This window comes from Spiroplasma endosymbiont of Halictus nicosiae (assembly GCF_978018445.1).
Map to the genome: position 1 here is coordinate 611252 of NZ_OZ389573.1, position 24627 is coordinate 635878.

Sequence of the window (24627 nt, forward strand, 5' to 3'; positions counted from 1 at the left end):
GGGAAAAATTCTAAGCGTTAAGCGAAGAATTTTATAAAGGTTCCCAAATTTGTTTGAAAGAACCTCAAAACTTTTTTAACTTGTAAGTTATTTTATCACAAAAATTTAAGAAAATCAACCGCTCGCCCAATTCCTGCAAATGATTTTTATAGTCTTAATGATATAATTAAAGCATTTAAAGAAAGGAAGTATATTTAATTTTATGTATAAAAAAGGAAATAAAGTTAATGTTAAAATAACAAACATTATACCTTATGGTTCTTTTTGTAGAGCAGAAAAGGCTGATGGTTTAATTCATATTAGTGATATTTCAGATTACTTTGTTAGAGATATTAGAGATTTTTTGATGTTGGTGATGAAATTGAAGTTGAGATACTAGATTTTAATTCAGTTAGAAAACATCTTAAATTAAGTTATAAAAATTGTCATCCTGAACTATTGAAAAATGATGATGGTAATAAAATACAAGAAAAATCACCTAGTTTAGAAAAAACATTAAATACTAATTATTTAATAAATAAAAAGTAAATAAAATTTATAAATTTTATAAGGTTTTTAAAACCTTTTTTATATTCCCATTTTAAAACGATATGGATAAGAACCATAAAACAAAGCATTATATGGGTCATGGTACATTTTACTATCGGGTGTATTTGTTTTGGTATCACTAAATCTTAGTTCACTAATGCACTTATCTAAAAATGGGAAGTTATCTAATATGCCATATATTTTACCTTGAACAAACATTTTTCTTATTCAGGTTACGCGATTGATTATACCTGCTTCTTTATTAAGAGATGTCTGATGTTTTTTTGCTTTAAACATCTTAATTTTATAGCCTAAATAAGGGTAAATATCTTCTTGTAATTTTTGCATAAAGTCGTGTGCATTAATATCATAATGAAATGTAGCATATTTTGGGGTAACAACATTTTCTTTAATTAAATATTTATCATATTCATTATTTTCATTAATTTTATAACCACTAAATAAAAACACCGTGTGGTCTTCACTACCATTAGCATAATCCACACCAATTGAATAACTATCAAATTGATACTGTTTTGTATTGGAATTATAAAAATCTTGTAAATTATACTCTTTAATATATTTACGATAATTTCGTAAAACATAAATACTGGGGTCATTATCGTTATATTCAAATCCGTAGTATTCAAGTTCAAATAAATCAGGTCGCTCTTGTTTGTTAAAACAAGTTTTTTAGTAATATTAGGTATTTTATTTCAAACAGCACCCATTGTTAATCGTAAATTAAAAATACCCAAACCATTAAATGCTTGTTTGTTTTCTGAATATACTTGATTGTGTTCTTTTAAAATATTTTTAATTCTTTCATTTAAGGGTAAATATGGGGTTACAAATTTTTCATAAAAGACATGGTATTTATCAAAAGGATTAAAAGTAAATTGATTAGAATATGTTTTATGAAAATATGTTATTACTGTTATGTATTGTTTTGCTATGTTGTCTCATTCTTGAAATGTCCAAGATAATTCTTTTACTGGAATAGGATTATCTAAATTATATTGTTCATTATCATTTTCATCAGTATATTTTTCATAAGATACTTTCTAATTCTTTATCAGTTAAAATTTCTTTTTCTTCAGCATGTATCATTTCATCTGTTCACGCTGATATAATACCACTACCTTTACCAACTTTTCCCATAATTTTATTACCATTAGCATAACCCGCAAAAGCAATTCTCACACCACTAGGAAAAACAATTTCGCCACCTTCTTTAACATTTTTAGGTCAAACAATGCAATTTTCATTGTCGGCTCCTATATTAATCCCATATTTATCGTATAAATAATTACATACATTAATTATATCGCCAAATGTAGTATCTTCATGGGTATTGGCATATCTTCGTAAAATGTTAGATGAAGCATCAGTAAAATTACAAGCAAAAAATAATTTTTCTGATATGTGATTTCATGTCTTATTAGTACCACGCCCCGCTGAAACAAACTTAAAAAAAGTTGGTGAAGTAAAATATCGGGCATAACTATCACCAACAAAGTCTTTAAATACTTCTCAATCAAAACCAAAATTATAGTCACTAAAATTCAAATCATATTTTTTATTTAAATATTTATAACTAGTAATCCGTTTTTTGTTATTAATTTTGGTAAAATCCTGCATTTTTAAATAGCCTCCTTTTTTTGATAAGATTATGTGAAGTATTGAGTATCATATTTTAAAATAATTTGTTTATGTGAAAGGAAATTATAAAATGGAATTAAAACAAAATTTATTAGAAGATTATAAAAAAGATAAAATAATAGAAACAAACAATGAAAGTAAAAATTTCTTGATTAAAAGAGATAATTAGATATTTAAATTATATCAACAAGGACAAATATTACAAGGATATAAGGTGATATCAAAATTGCCAAAAACAATTAAAACAGAATATGGAGATATTCCTATTAAAAGAAGATTATATGTTAAATATGATGAAGAAAAAAAAGAAAATATAAATCGTTATCCTTTAGATGAAGAATTAGGTTTAAAAAAATACGAAAGAATTGAAATAAATTTAAAAAATAAATATATGTCTTTTATAGATAATGGAAAAAGATATAAAGATATTTTACATACAACAGAGAATGCAAATATTAGTGAAAGAACAATATCTAATATTTTTAAAAATGACGATTTAGAAGAAATCGATTAGATTAGTAATAAAAATAATAATAAAATTAAAATTCCAAATAATGTTTTATATATTCAAATTGACGGAGCTTTTCAACCAATGTGAGAAAATAAAAAAAATTGAAAATAAAATATTTCTTGCGACTATGCATGTTGGTGTTGATCAATAAAAGTCAACAAAAACCAGAATAAAAATGAAAAAGAAAAAAGGCGTTTTTCAAATGATAAATAAAAATCATAAGAATAAAAATAATAAATCTAATATTGATAATTTTATTGATAAAATTTTTAAATCAATGGATACTTATGATATTAATCAAAATACTAAAATATTAATATTAAGTGATCGTGAAAAACAAATTAAAAAAATTTATAGAGCAGTAAAAGAAAAATATAAAAATAACACTGTATCATATAGTTTAGATAAATTTCATTTATCAAATAGATTTAAACAATTATTTCCAAATCGAAATAGAATCAAAATTCATAGAATAAAATATAAATTAGCAAAAATATATTTCTTTACTGGAAATTATAAATTATTATTAGATTTTTTAATATGTCATTTACCATATGTTGATGGTAATAAAAAAATATTTTTATTAAAAACCATTGAATTAATTAAAAGTAATGAAGAAGGTATTGTAAATCAATCATTAGAATATAATATTGGTTGTCATGTTGAGGGTGATGTATCGAATTATATTAAGGCTGTTAAAGGGCGTGGCGCAAAAATATATTGTAAAGAAATATTTATCAATATGTTAATTGCTTCTATGTTAAGACTTAATAATCAAATTAATGATGAGAAAGTTGATAAAACTAATAAAAATAATAAAGAAAAAATTGAATTTAATATATTTAATTTAAATCAATTTCAAAATCAATTTTTATCTTTATAAAAAAATAAAAACCTTTTAAAATTAGCAATAACTTTAAAAAGTATTTTTTAGTGTGTCAAATTTCATAAATTTATAAATTATTTTTTCAACTAAAAATTATATTTTTAAAAAAAGTTGAATTTTTTATAAATTTTGTTATCATTCAATTATAAGCGAAACTTAATTTGCTTCTAATTACTTAATTTTATTAAAAACCTAAGAATAATGAATACTACCTTATTCTTGAACTATTAATTATATTGATGGTAATCTTTCCAATAACGCTTTAGAAAATTTACAACCAGCGCATCCCTGATGCTATAATGATAAATAATCTTGATTTTTAATAACAATAAATAATGCTACTTTATTTATCTAACTTAATTGTTGATAATTAAGTTAGATAAAGTGGTTTTTATTTTTTAAAAAATTGCTTTTTATTATTTTTGCTATATAATAAAATTAATAAGAATTAGATTGATATACATCTGATGTAATAATCGTTTATATCAATTTGGATTAATTATATTAATTTACGTTTAAAAACATAATTTAAATATAATTGAATAAATTAACAAATAAAATTTAGATGTTTTTTTGTGTTAAATAGTTTCCAAAATATAATAATAAATTTTTATAAATAATTTAAATTTAACAAGACCCAAACTCAAAGTCCTCTGCATAATATGTGCAACATTAAATAAATTTATAAAAAAAAGAGTCAGAAGGAAATATTGATCAAAAATTAAGTGATGTAGTAAATAGTACTGATGAGAAGGTTACGGGCGCACTAAAAGAATCAGAAGCAAAAGTTGACCAAAAAATTATTGCTTTAGAAGAAAAACATCGCGAAGAAAATAGCAAAAATTTAATTGAGATAACAAATACCATTGATGAAAAAATAAAAAGTTTAGAAGAAAAACAAAATCAAATCATTAATAATTTAGAAGATAAATTAAATAAAGAAAAATGAATTATTGGTGAATATAAGTGAATGCTGGTTGGTTCTAAAATGCCTTCAGGTTGAGTTAAAGTAAATATAACTGATGAGCATACATTAATAGCAGGTCGCACAGCCGGAGTAACATCAGGAAATGTTGGAAAACATGCACATGATTCAGCAAATAATAATTCTGTATGAGTCTTAAGAAATCCTAATCGCGGATTCTCATTTATTAATGATCGAGATGGTGGCCGAATTGGTCGAAAATATATGCCATTTTTACACGACTATAATGATTTAATTATGATTAAACCAAATGCTAGTGACTCAGGAAAAGGAATTTCTAAAACTAATGATAATATGGCAGCTGGTTTAATTGCTGAACTTTGACAGTATAAAGGTTAAAGACAAATAAAATTTATTAATAACTAATAAAGTTAGTTATTAATCTTATGCCGAAGATTTAAAGATGATATTTTAAAATATCATCTTTAAATCTTTTTTAAGTTTGTAAAACTTATTGAAAGTAATTTATTTTGCTTTTTAGCAATACTTGTTTTATAAGGCATTTTAAAGTATATTTATAATTAGTGGAAATAGTAACGATAATTTAAGGAGTAATTAACATGGATGATAAACTGATTGAAGATAATACTGATTTTTTAGTAAAGTTTACTCTTGAAAATTTAGAACTTTTAAAAAAATTAAAAATTCAGCTTGATCAAGAAATTAGTCATTTATATGAATTAGCAAAACAAAAAAAGCAATCAATACAGCATTTACAAGAAAAGTCAAAACATAATTAAAGAAATGCTAGAATTACAAGAATTGTTAAAAGAAGTTAATGCACCATTAGTTGAATTAGTTAAACAATATAATGAAAAAATTAGCCAAATTAATGCTAGCAAAGTTTTAATTGAAAAAATAACATTAGAAGAAGTAACAAATGAGTATATTGATTTTTTCTTATTAGATGATAAAGGTTAAAAATTTTATTAATTTTACCTTTTTTTCTTTTTTGTTTTAACATAAAATTATCTTTTGTTTTGTTATATGATGTATAGTGTAAATGCAATTAATTATTTCCTACTCTTATTATTTAAAATAATATCACTTAAAAATAAGTTTGCAAGTATTTTTAAATTATTTTTTTAATTTATTTAAAATTAGTATATTTGGGCACACTAAAAAATAATTTATTAAGTTTTTTTATTTAATAAATTTATTTAATATATTTATTAAATAACTGTGTTGGTGTTTCTCAATTTAAACAAGGTCTTATCTTATCATTAATTGTATTAATTATTCAATCTATTTTATCTTGTTTAATAATTCTAAAATCAGTACTTTTTGGTAATTCTCGCCTTATATCTCTATTCATTCTTTCTACAATTGGTTTTTGTGTAGGACTACCTTTATCACAAAAATATACATTTGTTTTAAGATGTTTTTTAATATCTTTTCAATTTCAAAATTCTTTTCCTTGATCAGTTATAATTCCCTTTAAATGTTTTTTTAAAAGTTTATTTTTAAAAATTTGTTTTAAAGTTTCTAATACTTCTGTTGAATTTTTTTCTTTTAATTTTTTAAAAAAGGTAAATTTAGTTAATTCTTCTGTTAATGTTAAACATGCTGATTTTTTATCTTTACCAACAATAGTATCCATTTGAAATCAACCAAAAGTACCTTTTTCATGTTTTGCTTGTTTAATAGTTTTAAAATTATTGCTTAAATTACCACGTTTATATTTTTTCCCTTTATGTATCTTTTTTTTACTATGAAAATACAAATTACGTTTATTTAAACCAAATAAACCTAAATAAATATATTTATAAAGTGTTTTAAAACACATAGGGAATTTATCATTAAATTCAATTTCATATGATTTACATATTTGTTTAGATGTATAATGAAATTTATTAAATTTTTTATCTAATCATAATAATTGTTTAAAAGTTAAAGTAGTTTTCTTTTTACAATTTTTACGATTTTCTAAATATCGTTTATGTTTTTGCATAGGATAATATCGTTTAATATGTTTATAATGTTTTAAGTGATATTTAATAGTACTTTTACTACGACCCATATATCTTGCTATTTTTGATATATTAAGAGTGCCATTTTTTTTCTTAAAAATATCAGATTTTAACGCTTCTTTTAAATTACATCTTTCAATAAAACTTAAATGTTTAAACTTTTTCATTTTCTCCTACCCTTTCTTAAAATATTTACATAATACAATAAAAAAAATAAAAGTAAATTATTGACATTAAATTTAATGATGATAAGATAATATTGTAAATCTAAAAAGGAAGAATTTTCCTACTCTTAACCTGTTTTAGAAAATTACAAAAATATAAACTTGCAAAAGTCTTTTTTTATGTAAAATATAGATAATAAAAAAATAACTTGCGAGAGTTCTTTTATACATTAATACAGTTTTTTACTCTTTTATTTAATCATATTGTTTAAATAATAGCAATTTTAATATGCAAAAAGGATTAAAAAATGGCCAAAAAATGCCAAATTGTAAAAGAAAGGTATTAGCAAGATTTAAAAAAGATAAAAATGATGATTTAGTAAGAAAAATGCAAGGTGATTGACCAGTGCAATTATGTATTAGTCATTTTAAAGAGTTTCAAATTAAAATGAATGAAACTATTTTATATATGGAACAAAAAAATAAAGAGTATAAAGATATGATTAACACAATGATTGTAAAAAAGAATTAAATTATGGTATGATATTTTTATAAGGTTAATCTTCCTTTTATAAAAGAGTCTTACCTATAATTTGTTAAAAGTGTTAATCCTACACTCAAATAAGGAGCGAAAAATAATGGCAAATTTAGAAAAAATTAAAGAAATTTTAGAAATTGATGATGAAAAAGCGAAAGCAGTTGATGAATTATTATCTGCTCAGGCTAAACAAATTCCTGAATCAATTAAAAATCGTGAAGATGTAGTTGATAAAACAGATTTTGAAATTGTTAATACTAAATTACAAGAATTAAAAAATAAGAGTGAATCAGAACAATTACTCATAATTGATATTCAAATATGAATGCAATTTATTTACAAGGTGTTGTAGATTCATGTATTGCAACAGGTCAATTTATTAAATTACCTATTCCAAAAGATACTGATACAGCACAAGAAACATTTTATAAAATTAATGATATTTCAATTAATTTAGTACAAAAAGTAAATGCTTTAATGTTTGGTACTAAAAAATACGATTTAATGGTACATGTTGCAATACCAGCATTTGCTCAATTTACAAAAGCATATACTAAAATTTTAGACCAAATAGGAGCAGATACATTAGCAACTGGTCAATTATGGAAAAAAATGTATAAAAATTAATAAGATATTCGATTTGTTGTGAATAAGTAAAGTCATTAAATTCATTTTAAACTTTTTCTTGGTTTTTATTTAAGTAAATATTAACATTACGAATTAATTTAGAATAATATTTTCCTGTTTTTTGATTAAATGAATGTTTCATAATATTAACCCTTATAATTAGCAATAATAATGGCATCTGGTAAATGATTACTAATTTTGTCATTATTATATTTTCAACCTTTACCATATTGATAAGTTAAATTACTATCAATTCCCCAATAAATTTTATTTCCATAATACTTACTTTCATTTTCTATATTTTTAACAACTGATTTAGTATGGCGTGGTAAAACATTAGCAATATATCCTTGTGTTTCTAACGAACCTAATAATTTCAATAAATCATCTCTATCTTTTGAGCCATTGGCATTTGTATATAAACAATTTTCTATAAAAACTAAATATTCTAGTTTATGATTATTTGATAATATTTTCCCAAATGGTTTTTCATTTTTTAAATAATTTATAATAAATTTAGAATGTTTTTTTCAATCTTTATTTATAAACTCTTGTTTATCTAATAAGATATTATTTTCAAAAACAACAATAGCCGTAGTACCAGATCCAGAAGGGTCAATACCTATTTTTATCATGCGTATACATCCTCATCATTGTTAATTGCTGGTACTACATTAGAGATATCTTCTTCTTTAACTACATTATCGTTTGTGTACGCTATTTCATCATTACATGGGGTAAATATTTATATTATTTGATAATGGTTCATGGCTCATATGCCCCTGATTTTTAATGATATTACTATCATTATCAATATAAATCTTTTCATCATTAGTTGTAATAACTGCTTAATCTGATTTATATGCTTGTTGTAATTCAACTGACATAATATCTCATTTTCTTAATAATGATTTTAATACTGTTTTTAATGCCATTTCATCAAAAGTAGCAATTATAAACTTTTTATTTTTAGCATAAGTTTTAGAATATTTAATAAAATGATTTTCCATTTGTTCTCTTGTCATATATAAAGTTTTTTCAAAACCATTAACTATTTTAAAATATGCTGCATAACCTATAATTGGTAATTTTTCTCGTTCATCTTCATTTTGTATTCAATTAAAACTAGTTCCTTTTAAACGATCATAATTTATTAATTCACCATCTTTGACATCAGATACTGACATATCTAAATATTGACCGCTTCTTTGGGCTAATTGAATATAACCTTTATAACCCATTTGAAATTGTGCTTGAATAACTCATTCTTGTATTTTGCGACCATTAATAATTCTTGTTATTTTAGTATTATATGGAACTACATAAGCATATCCAAATTGTTTTTCCATCGGTAAGTTTAATAATACTCCTTGATAACAAGCAGTCATAATTGTTTTTGGATCTGCTTTTTGTAACAATTCATTACTATTTGTTATTGCTATCAAATTACTTTTAAATCTTACAATTTCATTTTCATTTGAAAATTTACTTTTAATTCAATCATTTGCTACATCTGTTCTTAAAAATTCTACTATATTTGCCATTTTATTTCACTCCTTTAATTTGAATATTTATTCCTTTAATACCAATTACTTTATTTTCTGTATTTATATCTCATTGTGCTTTAATTATGTTTTTAACTAACTTTTCATCAACAATTAAATATTTAATTAGTTGTTTTAATTCATATTGATTAGCATTTTCTACAAAATCATCATCAATTCCAATTATTTCAATATCTTTAACTAATAATTTTTCTTTACGAAAATTACTAGTAATAATTTTTAATTTTTGCACTTGTTTTGCTACACTTTTAATTTCTAAAAATTATTCTTTTTTATGATTTTCAATAATTTCATTTTGTTTTTGAAATTGAATATTAATAACACTATTTTTAAAAGAATCATGATTACTTTTAATATTATTTTCTAAATTCAAAATATCTTTTCTAATAAAATTTAATTCATCTTTAAAATTTTTTATTAATTCTAATGGTTCTCTAAAAATATAATCAATTTTTGAAACTACTAATTTTAAATCTTTTAATGATTGTGATTTATATTCTCCATTTATTAATCAAGCTTGTTGTCGATATATAAATTCTGCTAATTCTTGTCCATTTTCATCAATTCATTTTTTAATTGTTAATGCTTTTAAACTTAATTCTTTAAAATCAGAACCTTTTATATAAAACGGAAATGTAATATTATTTACTGCATTTTTTACAATATCACTCATTATTTATCCTCCTTACTAGGTAATTTGTCATATTTTGAACTGTCAACTAATATTCAATCGATAGAACCTGTTGAATATGGATTTTTGTAAAAATATTCTTTATATAATTGTTGTTGATCATTTTTTTTATCTTTTTCAGCAAGTTTTTTTAAGTGTTTTATCTTCTTCTTTTAGTTTGTCAAATTTAATTGATTCTGTTATAGTTATTTTAAAGTTCCTCCAAATTCTTTTCTTCAATTAAAGTATCAATATATTCATAAGCACTTTCTTCTGAATGACATTCTTCTAATGCTTCATTAAATAAATCTTCTTAGGTATAAACCTTACCATCTTCATCTTTTCACATATTATTCAGATCCTTTTCATTTAATATTTTCATTTTCTAAATCAATAATTACTGTTGGATAATACTTTTCATTTTTAGCAGTTATTTTTGCTTCTTCAAAAGTATAAAATGAATATGTAGTTAAATATTCATTTTTAATAATTAATAAGTATTTTTTAGTCATAATTTATTCCTCCGAATTCTTTTTATTTACAATTAAATTTTCTAATTGATAAATTTTTAATCAATGTTCTTCACATAATATAATTTCTTTTTTATAACCTAAATTTCACTCTAATTTATTATCAATTTTTTCAATATAATTATTTCCAAAATAATCATTTTTATTATTACAATTAATTTTTTGACATTTCATAGGTTAGTTTCTCCTAATTTTGTTTTCCTAATGCTCAATGCTCATCAGTCATATCTTCAAATGATACTGGATAACTTTTAAGCATTAATTCTTGTAATTTATTTTTTTGATCGCATTTTGAACAATAACCTCAATATCTTTGTTTAAGACAAGTTTTATTTAACTTTTTCATATTTATTTAATTCCTTACTATTTTCTATTCTTGTTCTTTCATTAGCACGCTCAATTTTTTTCTTATGTAATTGCTTTTTACTTAAAAACTTTCAAGGTTTTTTATTTAACTTTTTTATATAAACCTCCTAAATTACTCCTTTAATTTTTTGGTAAATTTGTAATATTCTTCAACCATCTGATGCTAAATCTAAAATATCGTTAATTTTGTAATGTTGCATATAAGAAACAATAACATCTCATCTATTTTTAAATAAATTTAAATACATTTTGGCTCATTCTAAACATTGCAAATCATAATGATTTTTATGATGTGAAATACGACAATTAATAGGATGACAATTAACTCAATCAAATGATGTTGTTATTTCATTCCAAGTTTTATTAATATATTTACTTTTATATTCTGTCATTATAATTCCTTCTAGTTTTAACTCGCTGGCACTCACTCCCAAGTGAAAGTGCCAAGCGAGAATTAGTTATATAAGTATTTATCTATTTATTTACTACGCCATCCGCTTCACTGGGGGGTTGAGCGGGGGCGGTATGTTAATTATTTGAATGTTTAATAATACACAGTTGTTTTTTTAATATTGACGCCAGACATATATATATCTTCCTTTATCCGTGCCCATTTGTGCTTTCGCTCTGGGATTTGACGCTCAGTTTTTGAAATTAAATTTACTCGCACCCATGCAAAGGACCGAATGCTAAACGCAAATTTAATTGTTTGTGTCACCATCTCAATATTTATTGTCGTTTGATGTTAGCCTTGGACACATCACGACTATCGCTTAGTTCTAATGAACCAGCGTCGATTTACATATTTCCTCATACACTGTTTGAGTACTCGCCTTGGCTGGCTGTGAGAATGAGTATAAACTCATGTTCTTATGGAAGCACTTAGTTATTTAAAATAACCGTCCCACTCTGCATTAAGTTGTTTTGTAAAATTTAAGTTTTAAAAACCCAGTTTCTCAATCAAAGATAATTTTTGAATTTTCTAAACGTTTATAAAACCGCTTTTGTGTTTTATCTTTTACTTTATTCAATAAATCTTTATGTTTTTCACAAGTTCATAAAACTTTATTTGATAAAAATTCTTTGGTAATGAATGATATTACTTTATAACAATCATTAACATCACATATTTTTTGTTGCTTAATTATCATTACCTCCTTTTAGAAGTTATTTTATTTCAAATAAAAAAACAACCCTTTAATAAGAGTTGTTTTGTTCTAATTGGTTTACACTATACATGATGATATAGAAGTGAGGCGAATATTTATAGAATACAAAATTCGTAGTAAAAATATTATTATTACCGATGTAATGAACCAACATTTAGTTGATACTTTAATTGATATTAGAGGGCGAAATAATTTTTTAAAAGCAGAAGTTCGCAATAGTGATTTTTATAAGGCAGTTGATCAAAGTTTATATAAAGTTGAAGAACAATTACGAAAAATTAAAGGCAAACAAGAAGACCGTCATAAAAAAATCAATCATTATGAAAATTTTATAGTGAAGTGATTGCTGCAGAAGAGGAAGAACTTGATCTTGAATAATGTTCATAAATAAAAAATGTTTAATTAAATTTAGTTAAACATTTTTTATAATAATTACTTGTTATTACTTGGTGTACTTGCTGTGTTTGTTTTATTAACACGAATTGCTCCAATTCCTTCTAATAATCATATTAAAGCACCAATTAGAGCAATTAATTCACCAACAACAATTACTCATGTTGAAACTTCTTTTGTTGAAGTAATAATTGCACCAATCATTCCAATAATTGCAATAGTAATAAAAATAATTCCGGCAACTAATTTAGCAATTTTATGACGAATAAAGGTTGCAACACAGATAAATAAGAAAGCTGTAATCAAAATAATTGCACCATTATCACCAGTATTATTGTGAACAAAAAGTTTTGTGTTAACATTAACGTTTGGAAAAGAATTTAAGATTGCTAAGATAAATAATCATAACCCAGAAATTCAAATCATTACTTTTTGGAATGTCACATTAATTTTAATTGTTGCATATTTCATTTTTGCCATTGTTTTTCCTCCTTAACCATAACATTATTTATATTATAACTTAGTTTTAAAAATATTACAAGACAATAATATCTTTTCAATTTCAAAATTCTTTTCCTTGATCAGTTATAATTCCCTTTAAATGTTTTTTTAAAAGTTTATTTTTAAAAATTTGTTTTAAAGTTTCTAATACTTCTGTTAAATTTTTTTCTTTTAATTTTTTTAAAAAGGTAAATTTAGTTAATTCTTCTGTTAATGTTAAACATGCTGATTTTTTATCTTTACCAACAATAGTATCCATTTGAAATCAACCAAAAGTACCTTTTTCATGTTTTGCTTGTTTAATAATTTTAAAATCATTGCTTAAATTACCACGTTTATATTTTTTCCCTTTATGTATCTTTTTTTACTATGAAAATACAAATTACGTTTATTTAAACCAAATAAATCTAAATAAATATATTTATAAAGTGTTTTAAAACACATAGGGAATTTATCATTAAATTCAATTTCATATAATTTACATATTTGTTTAGGTGTATAATGAAATTTATTAAATTTTTCATTTAATCATAATAATTGTTTAAAAGTTAAAGTAGTTTTCTTTTTACAATTTTTACGATTTTCTAAATATCGTTTATGTTCTTGCATAGGATGATATCGTTTAATATGTTTATAATGTTTTAAGTGATATTTAATAGTACTTTTACTACGACCCATATATCTTGCTATTTTTGATATATTAAGAGTGCCATTTTTTTCTTAAAAATATCAGATTCTAACGCTTCTTTTAAATTACATCTTTCAATAAAACTTAAATGTTTAAACTTTTTCATTTTTTCCTACCCTTTCTTAAAATATTTACATAATACAATAAAAAAAATAAAAGTAAATTATTGACATTAAATTTAATGATGATAAGATAATATTGTAAATCTAAAAAGGCAGAATTTTTCTACTTTTAACTTGTTTTAGAAAATTACAAAAATATAGACTTGTAAAAGTCTTTTTTTATGTAAAATATAGATAATAAAAAAAGAACTTGTGAGAGTTCTTTTAATACAGTTTTTTACTCTTTTATTTAATCATATTGTTTAAATAATAGCAATTTTAATATGCAAAAAGGAGTAAAAAATGGCCAAAAAATGCCAAATTGTAAAAGAAAGGTATTAGCAAGATTTAAAAAAGATAAAAATGGTGATTTAGTAAGAAAAATGCAAGGTGATTGACCAGTGCAATTATGTATTAGTCATTTTAAAGAGTTTCAAATTAAAATGAATGAAACTATTTTAAGAATATAATATTAATTCAGTAGATGGTACTGTTGATGGTGGGTCAGTTATTGACCAAATGCTAAAAAGAAGTGAAGAAATTAAATCTAATCGTTTAGAAGAAATTAAGAAAAATGGTGCTAAAACTGACCAAGATATTATTGATTATTCTAAAAGTTTAACATGACAATAATAAGGAGGATAATAACCTATGGCAAAAGTAGGTGGAAAATCAAGTATTGCATTACCAACAGTTTTTCAAGTTGGTGGTAATACTGCAACAGAAAAAGCAATTGTAGATGTTGCTGTTTTACAAATTAAAAAGATTTTAGAAGCAGATAGTGAATATATTGATGCTACTGAAATGATGATGTTAACTGCTCAACAAGTGTCTATGGCAGAAGGTTTTGAAGCAGGACAATATGTATTTCCAGAGCGTATGGTTTGGGGTAATGATTATGATAAAGATTCTGGAATGGAACAACAATCCGTAGCAGTGCGAATAGCAACTGTTATGATGGATCAAATGTTAACATTTAAATATGATGTTCCTACATTTGATGTTGTTCGTTTTATGGAATCACCAGTTGAAGTACGAACTACTACAATTGGAGAGTGAATGAGAACAATTACTCGTAATTGATATTCAAATATAAATGCAATTTATTTACAAGGTGTTATAGATTCATGTATTGCAACAGGTCAATTTATTAAATTACCTATTCCAAAAGATACTGATACAGCACAAGAAACATTTTATAAAATTAATGATATTTCAATTAATTTAGTACAAAAAGTAAATGCTTTAATGTTTGGTACTAAAAAAGACGATTTAATGGTACATGTTGCAATGCCAGCATTTGCTCAATTTACAAAAGCATATACTAAAATTTTAGACCAAATAGGAGCAGATACATTAGCAACTGGTCAATTATGGAAAAAAATGATTGTAAGCAATTAAACTTCTTGTACTTGTTGCTACTAATGAAATTGTTCCTATTATACTTAATAATTTTTTCATTCCAATTAACCCTCTTTCTATTAATTTCTTACATTATATATACAAGGTTAAGTTAGTTAGAATTATTATCTTTATCACTTTTGTTGTGACTTATATAAAAATTAATAAGATATTCGATTCGTTGTGAATAAGTAAAGTCATTAAATTCATTTCAAACTTTTTCTTGGTTTTCATTTAAGTAAACATTAACATTACGAATTAATTTAGAATAATATTTTCCTGTTTTTTGATTAAATGAATGTTTCATAATATTAACCCTTATTAATTAGCAATAATAATGGCATCTCGTAAATGATTACTAATTTTGTCATTATTATATTTTCAACCTTTACCATATTGATAAGTTAAATTACTATCAATTCCCCAATAAATTTTATTTCCATAATACTTACTTTCATTTTCTATATTTTTAACAACTGATTTAGTATGGCGTGGTGAAACATTAGCAATATATCCTTGTGTTTCTAACGAACCTAATAATTTCAATAAATCATCTCTATCTTTTGAGCAATTGGCATTTGTATATAAACAATTTTTTATAAAAACTAAATATTCTAGTTTATGATTATTTGATAATATTTTCCCAAATGGTTTTTCATTTTTTAAATAATTTATAATAAATTTAGAATTTTTTTTTCAATCTTTATTTATAAACTCTTGTTTATCTAATAAGATATTATTTTCAAAAACAACAATAGCCGTAGTACCAGATCCAGAAGGGTCAATACCTATTTTTTTTCATGCGTATACATCCTCATCATTGTTAATTGATGGTACTACATTAGAGATATCTTCTTCTTTAACTACATTATCGTTTGTGTACGCTATTTCATCATTACATGGGGTAAAATTTATATTATTTGATAATGGTTCATGGCTCATATGCCCCTGATTTTTAACGATATTACTATCATTATCAATATAAATCTTTTTATCATTAGTTGTAATAACTGCTTGATCTGATTTATATGCTTGTTGTAATTCAACTGACATAATACCTCATTTTCTTAATAATGATTTTAATACTGTTTTTAATGCCATTTCATCAAAAGTAGCAATCATAAACTTTTTATTTTTAGCATAAGTTTTAGAATATTTCATAAAATGATTTTCCATTTGTTCTCTTGTCATATATAAAGTTTTTTCAAAACCATTAACCATTTTAAAATATACTGCATAACCTATAATTCGTAATTTTTCTCGTTCATCTTTATTTTGTATTCAATTAAAACTAGTTCCTTTTAAACGATCATAATTTATTAATTCACCATCTTTGACATCAGATACTGACATATCTAAATATTGACCGCTTCTTTGGGCTAATTGAATATAACCTTTATAACCCATTTGAAATTGTGCTTGAATAACTCATTCTTGTATTTCGCGACCATTAATAATTCTTGTTATTTTAGTATTATATGGAACTACATAAGCATATCCAAATTGTTTTTCCATCGGTAAGTTTAATAATACTCCTTGATAACAAGCAGTCATAATTGTTTTTGGATCTGCTTTTTGTAACAATTCATTACTATTTGTTATTGCTATCAAATTACTTTTAAATCTTACAATTTCATTTTCATTTGAAAATTTACTTTTAATTCAATCATTTGCTACATCTGTTCTTAAAAATTTTACTATATTTGCCATTTTATTTCACTCCTTTAATTTGAATATTTATTCCTTTAGTACCAATTACTTTATTTTCTGTATTTATATCTCATTGTGCTTTAATTATGTTTTTAACTAACTTTTCATCAACAATTAAATATTTAATTAGTTGTTTTAATTCATATTGATTAGCATTTTCTACAAAATCATCATCAATTCCAATTATTTCAATATCTTTAACTAATAATTTTTCTTTACGAAAATTACTAGTAATAATTTTTAATTCTTGCACTTGTTTTGCTATACTTTTAATTTCTAAAAATTGTTCTTTTTTATGATTTTCAATAATTTCATTTTATTTTTGAAATTGAATATTAATAACACTATTTTTTAAAGAATCATGATTACTTTTAATATTATTTTCTAAATTCAAAATATCTTTTCTAATAAAATTTAATTCATCTTTAAAATTTTTTATTAATTCTAATGGTTCTCTAAAAATATAATCAATTTTTGAAACTACTAATTTTAAATCTTTTAATGATTGTGATTTATATTCTCCATTTATTAATCAAGCTTGTTGTCGATATATAAATTCTGCTAATTCTTGTCCATTTTCATCAATTCATTTTTTAATTGTTAATGCTTTTAAACTTAATTCTTTAAAATCAGAACCTTTTATATAAAACGGAAATGTAATATTATTTACTGTATTTTTTACAATATCACTCATTATTTATCCTCCTTACTAGGTAATTTGTCATATTTTGAACTGTTAACTAATATTCAATCGATAGAACCTGTTGAATATGGATTTTTGTAAAAATTTTCTTTATATAATTCTTGTTGATCAATTTTTTTATCTTTTTTAGCAAGTTTTTTTAAGTGTTTCATTTTCTTCTTTTAGTTTGTCAAATTTAATTGATTCTGTTATAGTCATTTTAAAGTTCCTCCAAATTCTTTTCTTCAATTAAAGTATCAATATATTCATAAGTACTTTCTTCTGAATGACATTCTTCTAATGCTTCATTAAATAAATCTTCTTCGGTATAAACCTTACCATCTTCATCTTTTCACATATTATTCACATCCTTTTCATTTAATATTTTAATTTTCTAAATCAATAATTACTGTTGGATAATACTTTTCATTTTTAGCAGTTATTTTTGCTTCTTCAAAAGTATAAAATGAATATGTAGTTAAATATTCATTTTTAATAATTAATAAGTATCTTTTAGTCATAATTTATTCCTCCGAATTCTTTTTATTTACAATTAAATTTTCTAATTGATAAATTTTTAATCAATGTTCTTCACATAATATAATTTCTTTTTTATAACCTAAATTTCACTCTAATTTATCACCAATTTTTTCAATATAATTATTTCCAAAATAAGCATTTTTATTATTACAATTAATTTTTTGACATTTCATAGGTTAGTTTCTTCTAATTTTGTTTTCCTAATGCTCAATGCTCATCAGTCATATCTTTAAATGATACTGGATAACTTTTAAGCATTAATTCTTGTAATTTATTTTTTTGATCGCATTTTGAACAATAACCTCAATATCTTTGTTTAAGACAAGTTTTATTTAACTTTTTCATATTTATTTAATTCCTTACTATTTTTTATTCTTGCTCTTTCATTAGCACGCTCAATTTTTTTCTTATGTAATTGCTTTTTACTTAAAAACTTTCAAGGTTTTTTATTTTACTTTTTCATATAAACCTCCTAAATTACTCCTTTAATTTTTTTGTTAATTTGTAATATTTTTCATCCATCGGATGCTAAATCTAAAATATCGTTAATTTTGTAATGTTGCATATAAGAAACAATAACATCTCATCTATTTTTAAATAAATTTAAGTACATTTTGGCTCATTCTAAACATTGCAAATCATAATGATTTTTATGATGTGAAATACGACAATTAATAGGGTGACAATTAACTCAATCAAATGATGTTGTTATTTCATTCCAAGTTTTATTAATATATTTACTTTTATATTCTGTCATTATAATTCCTCCTAGTTTTAACTCGCTTGCACTCACTCCCAAGTGAAAGTGCCAAGCGAGAATTAGTTATATAAGTATTTATCTATTTATTTACTACGCCATCCGCTTCACTGGGGTGAGCGGTGGCGGTATGTTAATTATTTGAATGTTTAATAATACACAGTTGTTTTTTAATATTGACGCCAGACATATATATGTCTTCCTTTATCCGTTCCCATTTGTGCTTTCGCTCTGGGATTTGACGCTCAGTTTTTGAAATTAAATTTACTCGCACCCATGCAAAGGACCGAATGCTAAACGCAAATTTAATTGTTTGTGTCATCATCTCAATATTTATTGTCGTTTGATGTTAGCCTTGGACACAACACGACTATCGCTTAGTTCTAATGAATTAGCGTCGATTTACATATTTCCTCATACACTGTTTCAGTACTCGCCTCGGCTGGCTGTGAGAATGAGTATAAACTCATGTTCTTATGGAAGCACTTAGTTATTTAAAATAACCGTCCCACTCTGCATTAAGTTGTTTTGTAAAATTTAAGTTTTAAAAACCCAGTTTCTCAATCAAAGATAATTTTTGAATTTTCTAAACGTTTATAAAACCGCTTTTGTGTTTTATCTTTTACTTTATTCAATAAATCTTTATATTTTTCACAAGTTCATAAAACTTTATTTGATAAAAATTCTTCGGTAATGAATGATATTACTTTATAACAATCATTAACATCACATATTTTTTGTTGCTTAATTATCATTACCTCCTTTTAGGAGTTGTTTTATTTCAAATAAAAAAACAACCCTTTAATAAGAGTTGTTTTGTTCTAATTGGTTTACACTATACAAGTTGATAAAAAATTCCAAAACTATTAAAACCACGTACTTTACGTAATAAATATCCATCTTTCATTGTGATATGATTTGGTTGAATTAAACTCGTGAATTTTTCCCGAAAAGTTTTAATCACATGAATATTAATGTCTTGGGGAATACTATTAACAGTTAATGCTTTACGATTTTTTAATAAATAATATTTTTTATTTCGTTTATGTTTTGTCCGATCAAATTTATAAACTACTTTTGAGAAAAATCCCATGAATAACACCTTTTTCCTTTTTTCTTAACAATTATATAAAATTATATTATAATTACCAAGAGAAAAGAGGTGTTATTTATGAAATTTGCATTGTTTTTAGCAACAGGTTTTGAAGAAGGCGAAGCAATTATTACAACTGATGTCTTACGACGAGGAGGCATTAAGCTAGAATTAATTAGTATTACTAAAGCATTAGAAGTTGTTTCATCCCATGATGTTACGATTAAGGCTGATAAATTAATTGAAGATATTAAATATGAAGATTATGATGGTTTCATTTTACCAGGTGGTCGCATTGGTGTTAATAATCTTGCAAAAAATGAGATGTTAAAAGATTGGTTATTAAAAGCCAATAATGATCAAAAAACAATTGCTGCAGTTTGTGCAGCACCCCAAATTTTAGGACATTTAGGAATTTTAGACAATAAAGAAGCCACTAGTTATCCGGGATGTATCGAAGGGATGGAAAAGGCAATTTATAATGATGAAATGGCTGCTATTACTGATGGTCATATTATTACTGGGGCTTCAGTTGGTTCAACAATGAATTTTGCTTTAGCAATTGCTGATCGAGTTTTAGGAGCAGAAAAAGTAATGAAACTTCAAAATGAATTAGTAATTCGTGATTAATTTAGTTATATTAAATGTTTGCATAATAAATTGTAAAAGAGTAAAATTAATATACCTCAAATGAGCACATTAATTTTGTACAAATTTTTTAGCAACTCTTAAAAGTCATTCTGATAAATTTTCTTAATCCTTTGTTCAGATAAAAAAGAGTTTAAAATTTTAGTTGAGGTAGATATGTTACTTTGTTATATTTAAATAACAATACGGTTTTTTTAACTATAATTTAAATAAATATTAGTTTATATTTTGTTTTATTTAAAACTGAACTACAATAAGGAGGAAAGAAAATGAAAAAGTTACTAGCCTTTTTAGGAGCTATTTCATTAGTAGGGTCAAATGCTGCTTTAATGACAGCACGTACTAGTAAAAAAGAAGATGCAAATCTTGAAAATCTTAAGCGCGAATTGTCACAATATGTTGAAACATCATTTTTTGCTTCATCATCAAATGCAACAAGTGAGGAGTTCGCAACAATGTTAAGTAGTCGTCTTAATTTAGGCAGTTATAAATTAGCTGTTAAAAATGATGCAACATTTGTGCAACCAAAGATTATTGATAATAATCATTCAGATGAAAAAATAGCACAAGATAATATGTCAACTATTTTACAACAACAAGACTCTAAAAAAGGTTTAGATGTTGTTAATGGAACTGCTAGTGTTAGTATTTTAAAAAAAGATAAAGAAGAATTCAATGTTAAAATTCAATGAGTTACAAATGAGTTAATTCTTTTAAAAAATACTGTCAATAAAATTGACAATATGAGTAGTAAATTACAAAATATTAATTTACCATTGCCGTCATTAGTAAAAGGAGTAAATATAACTTTTGCTGATTTATATACTTTTATTGGCTTATTGCCTTTACCAGAGAAAGAAATTATGGAGATTGATTTAACTAAAATTAATGAACCAGATTTTCTTGAAAAATTTGACACACTATTAAATATTATTGCTGAAAATCTTAAGACTTTACAATTTGATATTAGTGATTATCTTAAAAAAGATATTTCTTTTAATCAAACTCTTGTTGGAAAAGGAACAGTTAAAGATCTTTTACATAATATGGCACCTGATTTAATTGCTTTATTACAATGATTTGTTAAAAAAGGAAAAGAAAAAATTGAATCAACACATAATACAGTTCTGCCATTAATCCAATATTTATTCTCACCAGTTAATACCAATTTAAAAGAAAATATTAAAATTGCTTTTGGTGAAACAGAGTATTTTTATCAAAATACTAATACAAATTTAGACAGTTTAATATTTCATACTTTAACTGGTTATCGAAGTGATTACAAAAAAACGGATAGTAAATATTGATTATGATTAGATGTACTATTTTTTAGTGATGAAATTAACCAAAGTAAAGTAAAAAATTTACTTAGTTTAAAACCAGCTTTATTAATTAGAAGTATTTTAGATATTTTTGCTGCAAAAGGTGATAAAGGAATTGATGCTGTTAAGACAAATCTTGTTCAGCCAAAGACATGACAAGGGATTAGCACAATTGTCACTATTTTTCTTCCTAAAATTGAGTTTTTCTTAGGTCCACAATTAATGAATTATGCTGGTTCTAATATTTTACGTGATTTTGGAGTAAGTAATACTGAGTTAAAAAGTAATGATGTTACAATGAGTGCCGGAACAGTTAAATTACAATTTAAAACTCCTGGGCAAGATGGTAAGTGAGAAAATTTTAGTGCAATTATTGATGAAAATAATACTCCTAACTTAACACAAATTTTAAATACTGTTGTTGACTTTAAATTAAGTTTTACAAATGTTAAATTTAAAGTTACAACAAAAACTAATGACAAAATTGCTTATGAAACTAGTGGCCAATCTCGTTTTGATTTGTGATTATCAGATAATATGAATAATTAACTAGTTTAGGAACTATAATATCACCTAGTTTTAATTTAATTGCTTGTAATCCGCCACAACAATATGAAAAAAATATTTTACAAACATTTCAAATTAATACTAACCAGACAGGACCTGACATCTTAATAATCTTCATACTTTTATGCAAACACGATATAATATAAAGGAAGACCCAACAGCAGTTAAAATTGCTAAATATGAAATTTGATATAATAATAAAAATATTAATAACGACAAGACAACAACTGTTACTCGTGATAAAATTATTAATATTAAAATTTAGTTCAAGAAGGTTTTATTTTAGGTGGTACTTAATCCAAGTTCCACAAAATAAACAAGTTCCTAATACGATTATTACTTTTACAGTCACTGCGACAACAAGTAGTAGTTTAATTCAAGGTTCATTTACTTTTAGTAGTATTTTATTAGCACGCAAAGATATTTCTAGTGTGGAAATTAACAAAATGTTAATTGTGTCAAATCCAAAGTTAACATATCAAGCGTTTAAATTGGTACCATTAATAATAAATTACAAATTACAATTACAACAAATGATTTTATTGTTACAAATGATCAAGAGGGTGATAAAAAACAAGAGCCAAGTCAAAAAGTAAGTTTTATTGTTAAAGCAGCAGAAAGTAGTAATTTAATTAAGGGAAGAGTTACTTTTACTGTTGAGCTGCAAAAATTAAATATAAGTTAAGTTACGATAGCAAAAATTGCTTTGATTGCCAATCCGGATGCTGATTATCAGGAATTAAATCGAGATGCTAATTTAATCAAGGAAGTAAGAAAAGCAATTGATACAACATTTTTAATTAATGTAACAGTTGCAGATTTTAAAATTACTAATGATCATGATAAAAGTTCTGATCACCAAACGCCAGGAGAAATGATTGAATTTACGGTAATGGCTAATAAAAATAGTCAATTAATTACTAACAGGTTTACTTTTAAAATAACTTTACTCTCAAAAGAGATTTCATACTAAAAATTATTGCAATAGAAGAGGAAACTAAAATGATTGAAAAGTTAAGAAATAATGATTGAAAAATAGTAAGTCGAAAAATTATTAATGATCAATTGCAAGAATATTACCATAATAATATTTCCTTTCAGCCACCAAAGAAACGATTCCAATTAATTATTCGTTAAATGATGTTTTTAGGACCCTTTTTATTATTATGGGAATTTTTATTATTATTTTATTTGTCGTAAAAAATATTAAAATAACTTTAATATGAATTCCTATTTTAATGTTTTTAATTGGCCTTGCGCTGATTATCACAGTTTGCTATTATATTGTTAAATGGACACGATTATTAAAATTATCAGATCAGATTATGGATAAAATTGATTTAGTGACAATTTATAATTTAGCATTAGGAGAATATTTTACTTCTGAATTAACATTATTAGAAATTACTAAAATATTTAAACCATTACCAACGCGTTTAATTAATTTTAATAATAAGACTAAAATTGATTTTGTGTTTAATTTAACTCATGCTAGTGGAAATATTTCCTTTGGAACAATTACACATAAAGTTTCAACTAAAATTAACAATAAGGTTGATAAAGAAGAATTTTATCGTATCCCAATTTTCACAATTCAACCGTATCATAAATTAACAGGACAATTTACAATGCAACCACGCGGGATAACAACTAAATTTTTTAATCCATTAAATTATATTAATTTACAAGATAATTTATTTGAAGAAAAATTTTTAGTTGGTGGTACATCTGAACGAGCAATTAAAACAATTTTAACGCCACAAGTTCGAAAGAATTTATTTATTTTAGCAGGAAAAGTGCCAACCATTCCAGCAGTTGATGTTGCTGATGGGGTTTTAACGTTCTTATTTCAATCTTATTTAGTTAAAAGTTGAAATGATAAAACAATGGCATTAACAACAGTAGAATTTTCCGGAAAATTTGATAATATTATTCAAGATATTCTTGCAAAAATTGAAATTGATATTATTTGATTAAAAGAATGTTTTACATGGTTAAATCAATTTGACATTATGATTGTCTAGTAAATAATTTTATAATTACTTATTTTATT

Annotated in this window: 47 protein-coding genes; 19 read left to right on the forward strand and 28 right to left on the reverse strand. The window is 23.8% G+C overall.

The features are described from left to right. Nucleotides 1–202: 202 nt before the first annotated feature. Entirely contained in the window at nt 203–379 is a 177-nt protein-coding gene (locus ACZ91P_RS04175) for a S1 RNA-binding domain-containing protein (protein WP_465155259.1), read from the forward strand. Nucleotides 380–567: 188 nt separating this feature from the next. Here ACZ91P_RS04175 and ACZ91P_RS04180 read toward each other — a convergent pair whose 3' ends face one another. Together ACZ91P_RS04180 and ACZ91P_RS04185 are read right to left on the reverse strand one after the other, a co-directional pair. Next, the gene (locus ACZ91P_RS04180) at nt 568–1032 is read right to left on the reverse strand and encodes a hypothetical protein (RefSeq protein ID WP_465158164.1); all 465 of its coding nucleotides are present in this window, start codon (nt 1030–1032) and stop codon (nt 568–570) included. Between the two features lie 522 nt (nt 1033–1554). Beyond that, the gene (locus tag ACZ91P_RS04185; protein WP_465158166.1) at nt 1555–2169 is read right to left on the reverse strand and encodes a hypothetical protein; all 615 of its coding nucleotides are present in this window, start codon (nt 2167–2169) and stop codon (nt 1555–1557) included. Nucleotides 2170–2404: 235 nt separating this feature from the next. Between ACZ91P_RS04185 and ACZ91P_RS04190 the strand changes: the two genes are divergently transcribed. The 5 genes from ACZ91P_RS04190 to ACZ91P_RS04210 all read left to right on the forward strand — a co-directional run bounded on the left by ACZ91P_RS04190 (nt 2405) and on the right by ACZ91P_RS04210 (nt 5493). Then, nucleotides 2405–2704: a hypothetical protein gene (locus tag ACZ91P_RS04190; protein ID WP_465158167.1), complete on the forward strand. Its 300-nt coding sequence runs from the start codon at nt 2405–2407 to the stop codon at nt 2702–2704. Nucleotides 2705–2903: 199 nt separating this feature from the next. Then, nucleotides 2904–3584 (forward strand): hypothetical protein, encoded by a 681-nt coding sequence (locus ACZ91P_RS04195; protein ID WP_465158168.1) that lies wholly within the window; start codon nt 2904–2906, stop codon nt 3582–3584. A 973-nt stretch (nt 3585–4557) separates the two neighbouring features. Beyond that, nucleotides 4558–4911, forward strand: coding sequence for a hypothetical protein (locus tag ACZ91P_RS04200; RefSeq protein WP_465158169.1), 354 nt, complete (start codon nt 4558–4560; stop codon nt 4909–4911). Between the two features lie 221 nt (nt 4912–5132). After that, on the forward strand, nt 5133–5312 hold the full coding sequence (locus tag ACZ91P_RS04205) for a hypothetical protein (protein WP_465158170.1): 180 nt from the start codon (nt 5133–5135) through the stop codon (nt 5310–5312). Between the two features lie 4 nt (nt 5313–5316). Then, entirely contained in the window at nt 5317–5493 is a 177-nt protein-coding gene (locus ACZ91P_RS04210; protein WP_164028212.1) for a hypothetical protein, read from the forward strand. A 235-nt stretch (nt 5494–5728) separates the two neighbouring features. On the opposite strand, the gene ACZ91P_RS04215 is transcribed toward ACZ91P_RS04210, so the two are convergent. Continuing rightward, complete coding sequence (locus ACZ91P_RS04215) at nt 5729–6709, reverse strand: IS30 family transposase (RefSeq protein WP_465158171.1); 981 nt, start codon at nt 6707–6709, stop codon at nt 5729–5731. Between the two features lie 286 nt (nt 6710–6995). Here ACZ91P_RS04215 and ACZ91P_RS04220 point away from each other — a divergent pair, with 286 nt between their 5' ends. The 3 genes from ACZ91P_RS04220 to ACZ91P_RS04230 all read left to right on the forward strand — a co-directional run bounded on the left by ACZ91P_RS04220 (nt 6996) and on the right by ACZ91P_RS04230 (nt 7871). Next, nucleotides 6996–7238, forward strand: coding sequence for a hypothetical protein (locus ACZ91P_RS04220; protein WP_465158172.1), 243 nt, complete (start codon nt 6996–6998; stop codon nt 7236–7238). A gap of 106 nt (nt 7239–7344) precedes the next feature. Next, the gene (locus ACZ91P_RS04225; protein ID WP_465158173.1) at nt 7345–7596 is read left to right on the forward strand and encodes a hypothetical protein; all 252 of its coding nucleotides are present in this window, start codon (nt 7345–7347) and stop codon (nt 7594–7596) included. Further along, entirely contained in the window at nt 7566–7871 is a 306-nt protein-coding gene (locus ACZ91P_RS04230; protein ID WP_465158174.1) for a hypothetical protein, read from the forward strand. The genes ACZ91P_RS04225 and ACZ91P_RS04230 overlap by 31 nt, the downstream gene beginning before the upstream one ends. Nucleotides 7872–8017: 146 nt before the next feature. Here the strand turns inward: ACZ91P_RS04230 and ACZ91P_RS04235 are convergent, their stop codons facing one another. The 9 genes from ACZ91P_RS04235 to ACZ91P_RS04275 form a co-directional block, all read right to left on the reverse strand. Then, on the reverse strand, nt 8018–8506 hold the full coding sequence (locus ACZ91P_RS04235) for a hypothetical protein (protein ID WP_465158175.1): 489 nt from the start codon (nt 8504–8506) through the stop codon (nt 8018–8020). A gap of 213 nt (nt 8507–8719) precedes the next feature. Then, nucleotides 8720–9415 carry a recombinase RecT gene (locus tag ACZ91P_RS04240; RefSeq protein ID WP_465158176.1) on the reverse strand — a complete coding sequence of 232 codons (696 nt, stop codon included), beginning with the start codon at nt 9413–9415 and terminating at the stop codon, nt 8720–8722. Between the two features lies 1 nt (nt 9416). Next, nucleotides 9417–9668 (reverse strand): hypothetical protein, encoded by a 252-nt coding sequence (locus ACZ91P_RS04245; RefSeq protein WP_465158177.1) that lies wholly within the window; start codon nt 9666–9668, stop codon nt 9417–9419. 30 nt (nt 9669–9698) lie between these two features. Next, nucleotides 9699–10109 carry a hypothetical protein gene (locus tag ACZ91P_RS04250; RefSeq protein ID WP_465158178.1) on the reverse strand — a complete coding sequence of 137 codons (411 nt, stop codon included), beginning with the start codon at nt 10107–10109 and terminating at the stop codon, nt 9699–9701. A 347-nt stretch (nt 10110–10456) separates the two neighbouring features. Beyond that, nucleotides 10457–10618 (reverse strand): hypothetical protein, encoded by a 162-nt coding sequence (locus tag ACZ91P_RS04255; RefSeq protein ID WP_465158179.1) that lies wholly within the window; start codon nt 10616–10618, stop codon nt 10457–10459. 3 nt (nt 10619–10621) lie between these two features. Further along, the gene (locus tag ACZ91P_RS04260; RefSeq protein WP_465158180.1) at nt 10622–10810 is read right to left on the reverse strand and encodes a hypothetical protein; all 189 of its coding nucleotides are present in this window, start codon (nt 10808–10810) and stop codon (nt 10622–10624) included. Nucleotides 10811–10823: 13 nt separating this feature from the next. Then, nucleotides 10824–10982, reverse strand: coding sequence for a hypothetical protein (locus ACZ91P_RS04265; protein ID WP_158613866.1), 159 nt, complete (start codon nt 10980–10982; stop codon nt 10824–10826). A gap of 127 nt (nt 10983–11109) precedes the next feature. Beyond that, nucleotides 11110–11394: a hypothetical protein gene (locus ACZ91P_RS04270; RefSeq protein ID WP_465158181.1), complete on the reverse strand. Its 285-nt coding sequence runs from the start codon at nt 11392–11394 to the stop codon at nt 11110–11112. A gap of 522 nt (nt 11395–11916) precedes the next feature. Next, nucleotides 11917–12153, reverse strand: a complete 237-nt coding sequence (locus ACZ91P_RS04275) for a hypothetical protein (protein WP_465158182.1) — start codon at nt 12151–12153, stop codon at nt 11917–11919. A gap of 100 nt (nt 12154–12253) precedes the next feature. Between ACZ91P_RS04275 and ACZ91P_RS04280 the strand changes: the two genes are divergently transcribed. Continuing rightward, the gene (locus ACZ91P_RS04280) at nt 12254–12562 is read left to right on the forward strand and encodes an HPF/RaiA family ribosome-associated protein (RefSeq protein WP_465158183.1); all 309 of its coding nucleotides are present in this window, start codon (nt 12254–12256) and stop codon (nt 12560–12562) included. 41 nt (nt 12563–12603) lie between these two features. Here the strand turns inward: ACZ91P_RS04280 and ACZ91P_RS04285 are convergent, their stop codons facing one another. The 3 genes from ACZ91P_RS04285 to ACZ91P_RS04295 all read right to left on the reverse strand — a co-directional run bounded on the left by ACZ91P_RS04285 (nt 12604) and on the right by ACZ91P_RS04295 (nt 13743). Then, on the reverse strand, nt 12604–13044 hold the full coding sequence (locus ACZ91P_RS04285; RefSeq protein ID WP_114565104.1) for a hypothetical protein: 441 nt from the start codon (nt 13042–13044) through the stop codon (nt 12604–12606). A gap of 55 nt (nt 13045–13099) precedes the next feature. After that, the gene (locus ACZ91P_RS04290; protein WP_465158184.1) at nt 13100–13324 is read right to left on the reverse strand and encodes a hypothetical protein; all 225 of its coding nucleotides are present in this window, start codon (nt 13322–13324) and stop codon (nt 13100–13102) included. A 62-nt stretch (nt 13325–13386) separates the two neighbouring features. After that, on the reverse strand, nt 13387–13743 hold the full coding sequence (locus ACZ91P_RS04295) for a transposase family protein (protein WP_465158185.1): 357 nt from the start codon (nt 13741–13743) through the stop codon (nt 13387–13389). Nucleotides 13744–14138: 395 nt separating this feature from the next. On the opposite strand from ACZ91P_RS04295, the gene ACZ91P_RS04300 reads away from it, so the two are divergent. Together ACZ91P_RS04300 and ACZ91P_RS04305 are read left to right on the forward strand one after the other, a co-directional pair. Continuing rightward, entirely contained in the window at nt 14139–14324 is a 186-nt protein-coding gene (locus tag ACZ91P_RS04300) for a hypothetical protein (protein WP_465158186.1), read from the forward strand. A 181-nt stretch (nt 14325–14505) separates the two neighbouring features. After that, entirely contained in the window at nt 14506–15255 is a 750-nt protein-coding gene (locus ACZ91P_RS04305; protein ID WP_465158187.1) for a hypothetical protein, read from the forward strand. Here ACZ91P_RS04305 and ACZ91P_RS04310 read toward each other — a convergent pair. From ACZ91P_RS04310 to ACZ91P_RS04370, 13 genes are all read right to left on the reverse strand, one after another. Next, the gene (locus tag ACZ91P_RS04310; protein WP_465158189.1) at nt 15226–15315 is read right to left on the reverse strand and encodes a lipoprotein; all 90 of its coding nucleotides are present in this window, start codon (nt 15313–15315) and stop codon (nt 15226–15228) included. The two genes, ACZ91P_RS04305 and ACZ91P_RS04310, sit on opposite strands and share 30 nt — an antisense overlap. Nucleotides 15316–15367: 52 nt before the next feature. Further along, nucleotides 15368–15562: a hypothetical protein gene (locus ACZ91P_RS04315; RefSeq protein ID WP_465158190.1), complete on the reverse strand. Its 195-nt coding sequence runs from the start codon at nt 15560–15562 to the stop codon at nt 15368–15370. A 14-nt stretch (nt 15563–15576) separates the two neighbouring features. Continuing rightward, complete coding sequence (locus ACZ91P_RS04320) at nt 15577–16965, reverse strand: recombinase RecT (protein WP_465158191.1); 1389 nt, start codon at nt 16963–16965, stop codon at nt 15577–15579. 1 nt (nt 16966) lies between these two features. Then, on the reverse strand, nt 16967–17218 hold the full coding sequence (locus tag ACZ91P_RS04325; RefSeq protein WP_465158192.1) for a hypothetical protein: 252 nt from the start codon (nt 17216–17218) through the stop codon (nt 16967–16969). Between the two features lie 63 nt (nt 17219–17281). Further along, on the reverse strand, nt 17282–17659 hold the full coding sequence (locus tag ACZ91P_RS04330; RefSeq protein WP_465158193.1) for a hypothetical protein: 378 nt from the start codon (nt 17657–17659) through the stop codon (nt 17282–17284). After that, nucleotides 17659–17820: a hypothetical protein gene (locus ACZ91P_RS04335; RefSeq protein ID WP_465158194.1), complete on the reverse strand. Its 162-nt coding sequence runs from the start codon at nt 17818–17820 to the stop codon at nt 17659–17661. Before ACZ91P_RS04335 ends, ACZ91P_RS04330 begins: the two co-directional genes overlap by 1 nt. A 47-nt stretch (nt 17821–17867) precedes the next feature. Further along, nucleotides 17868–18005 carry a hypothetical protein gene (locus ACZ91P_RS04340; RefSeq protein WP_465158195.1) on the reverse strand — a complete coding sequence of 46 codons (138 nt, stop codon included), beginning with the start codon at nt 18003–18005 and terminating at the stop codon, nt 17868–17870. Between the two features lie 28 nt (nt 18006–18033). After that, on the reverse strand, nt 18034–18168 hold the full coding sequence (locus tag ACZ91P_RS04345) for a hypothetical protein (RefSeq protein WP_465158196.1): 135 nt from the start codon (nt 18166–18168) through the stop codon (nt 18034–18036). A gap of 3 nt (nt 18169–18171) precedes the next feature. Next, on the reverse strand, nt 18172–18360 hold the full coding sequence (locus ACZ91P_RS04350) for a hypothetical protein (RefSeq protein WP_338988976.1): 189 nt from the start codon (nt 18358–18360) through the stop codon (nt 18172–18174). A gap of 13 nt (nt 18361–18373) precedes the next feature. Continuing rightward, nucleotides 18374–18532, reverse strand: a complete 159-nt coding sequence (locus ACZ91P_RS04355; RefSeq protein WP_465158197.1) for a hypothetical protein — start codon at nt 18530–18532, stop codon at nt 18374–18376. A gap of 127 nt (nt 18533–18659) precedes the next feature. Beyond that, the gene (locus tag ACZ91P_RS04360) at nt 18660–18944 is read right to left on the reverse strand and encodes a hypothetical protein (protein ID WP_465158198.1); all 285 of its coding nucleotides are present in this window, start codon (nt 18942–18944) and stop codon (nt 18660–18662) included. 518 nt (nt 18945–19462) lie between these two features. Continuing rightward, entirely contained in the window at nt 19463–19699 is a 237-nt protein-coding gene (locus ACZ91P_RS04365; protein ID WP_465158199.1) for a hypothetical protein, read from the reverse strand. An 80-nt stretch (nt 19700–19779) separates the two neighbouring features. Further along, nucleotides 19780–20037, reverse strand: a complete 258-nt coding sequence (locus ACZ91P_RS04370; protein ID WP_465158200.1) for a hypothetical protein — start codon at nt 20035–20037, stop codon at nt 19780–19782. A gap of 78 nt (nt 20038–20115) precedes the next feature. On the opposite strand from ACZ91P_RS04370, the gene ACZ91P_RS04375 reads away from it, so the two are divergent. From ACZ91P_RS04375 to ACZ91P_RS04405, 7 genes are all read left to right on the forward strand, one after another. Further along, the gene (locus ACZ91P_RS04375; protein ID WP_465158201.1) at nt 20116–20667 is read left to right on the forward strand and encodes a DJ-1 family glyoxalase III; all 552 of its coding nucleotides are present in this window, start codon (nt 20116–20118) and stop codon (nt 20665–20667) included. 287 nt (nt 20668–20954) lie between these two features. Continuing rightward, nucleotides 20955–22556 (forward strand): hypothetical protein, encoded by a 1602-nt coding sequence (locus ACZ91P_RS04380; RefSeq protein WP_465158202.1) that lies wholly within the window; start codon nt 20955–20957, stop codon nt 22554–22556. A 142-nt stretch (nt 22557–22698) separates the two neighbouring features. Then, a complete protein-coding gene (locus tag ACZ91P_RS04385; protein WP_465158203.1) occupies nt 22699–22839 on the forward strand; it encodes a hypothetical protein in 141 nt (46 codons plus the stop codon). Nucleotides 22840–23073: 234 nt separating this feature from the next. Further along, nucleotides 23074–23259 (forward strand): spiralin repeat-containing protein, encoded by a 186-nt coding sequence (locus ACZ91P_RS04390; protein ID WP_465158952.1) that lies wholly within the window; start codon nt 23074–23076, stop codon nt 23257–23259. A 6-nt stretch (nt 23260–23265) separates the two neighbouring features. Then, complete coding sequence (locus ACZ91P_RS04395) at nt 23266–23547, forward strand: spiralin repeat-containing protein (protein WP_465158953.1); 282 nt, start codon at nt 23266–23268, stop codon at nt 23545–23547. A 29-nt stretch (nt 23548–23576) separates the two neighbouring features. After that, nucleotides 23577–23711, forward strand: coding sequence for a hypothetical protein (locus ACZ91P_RS04400; protein WP_465158204.1), 135 nt, complete (start codon nt 23577–23579; stop codon nt 23709–23711). Between the two features lie 188 nt (nt 23712–23899). Next, entirely contained in the window at nt 23900–24598 is a 699-nt protein-coding gene (locus ACZ91P_RS04405; protein WP_465158205.1) for a hypothetical protein, read from the forward strand. Nucleotides 24599–24627 lie beyond the last annotated feature (29 nt).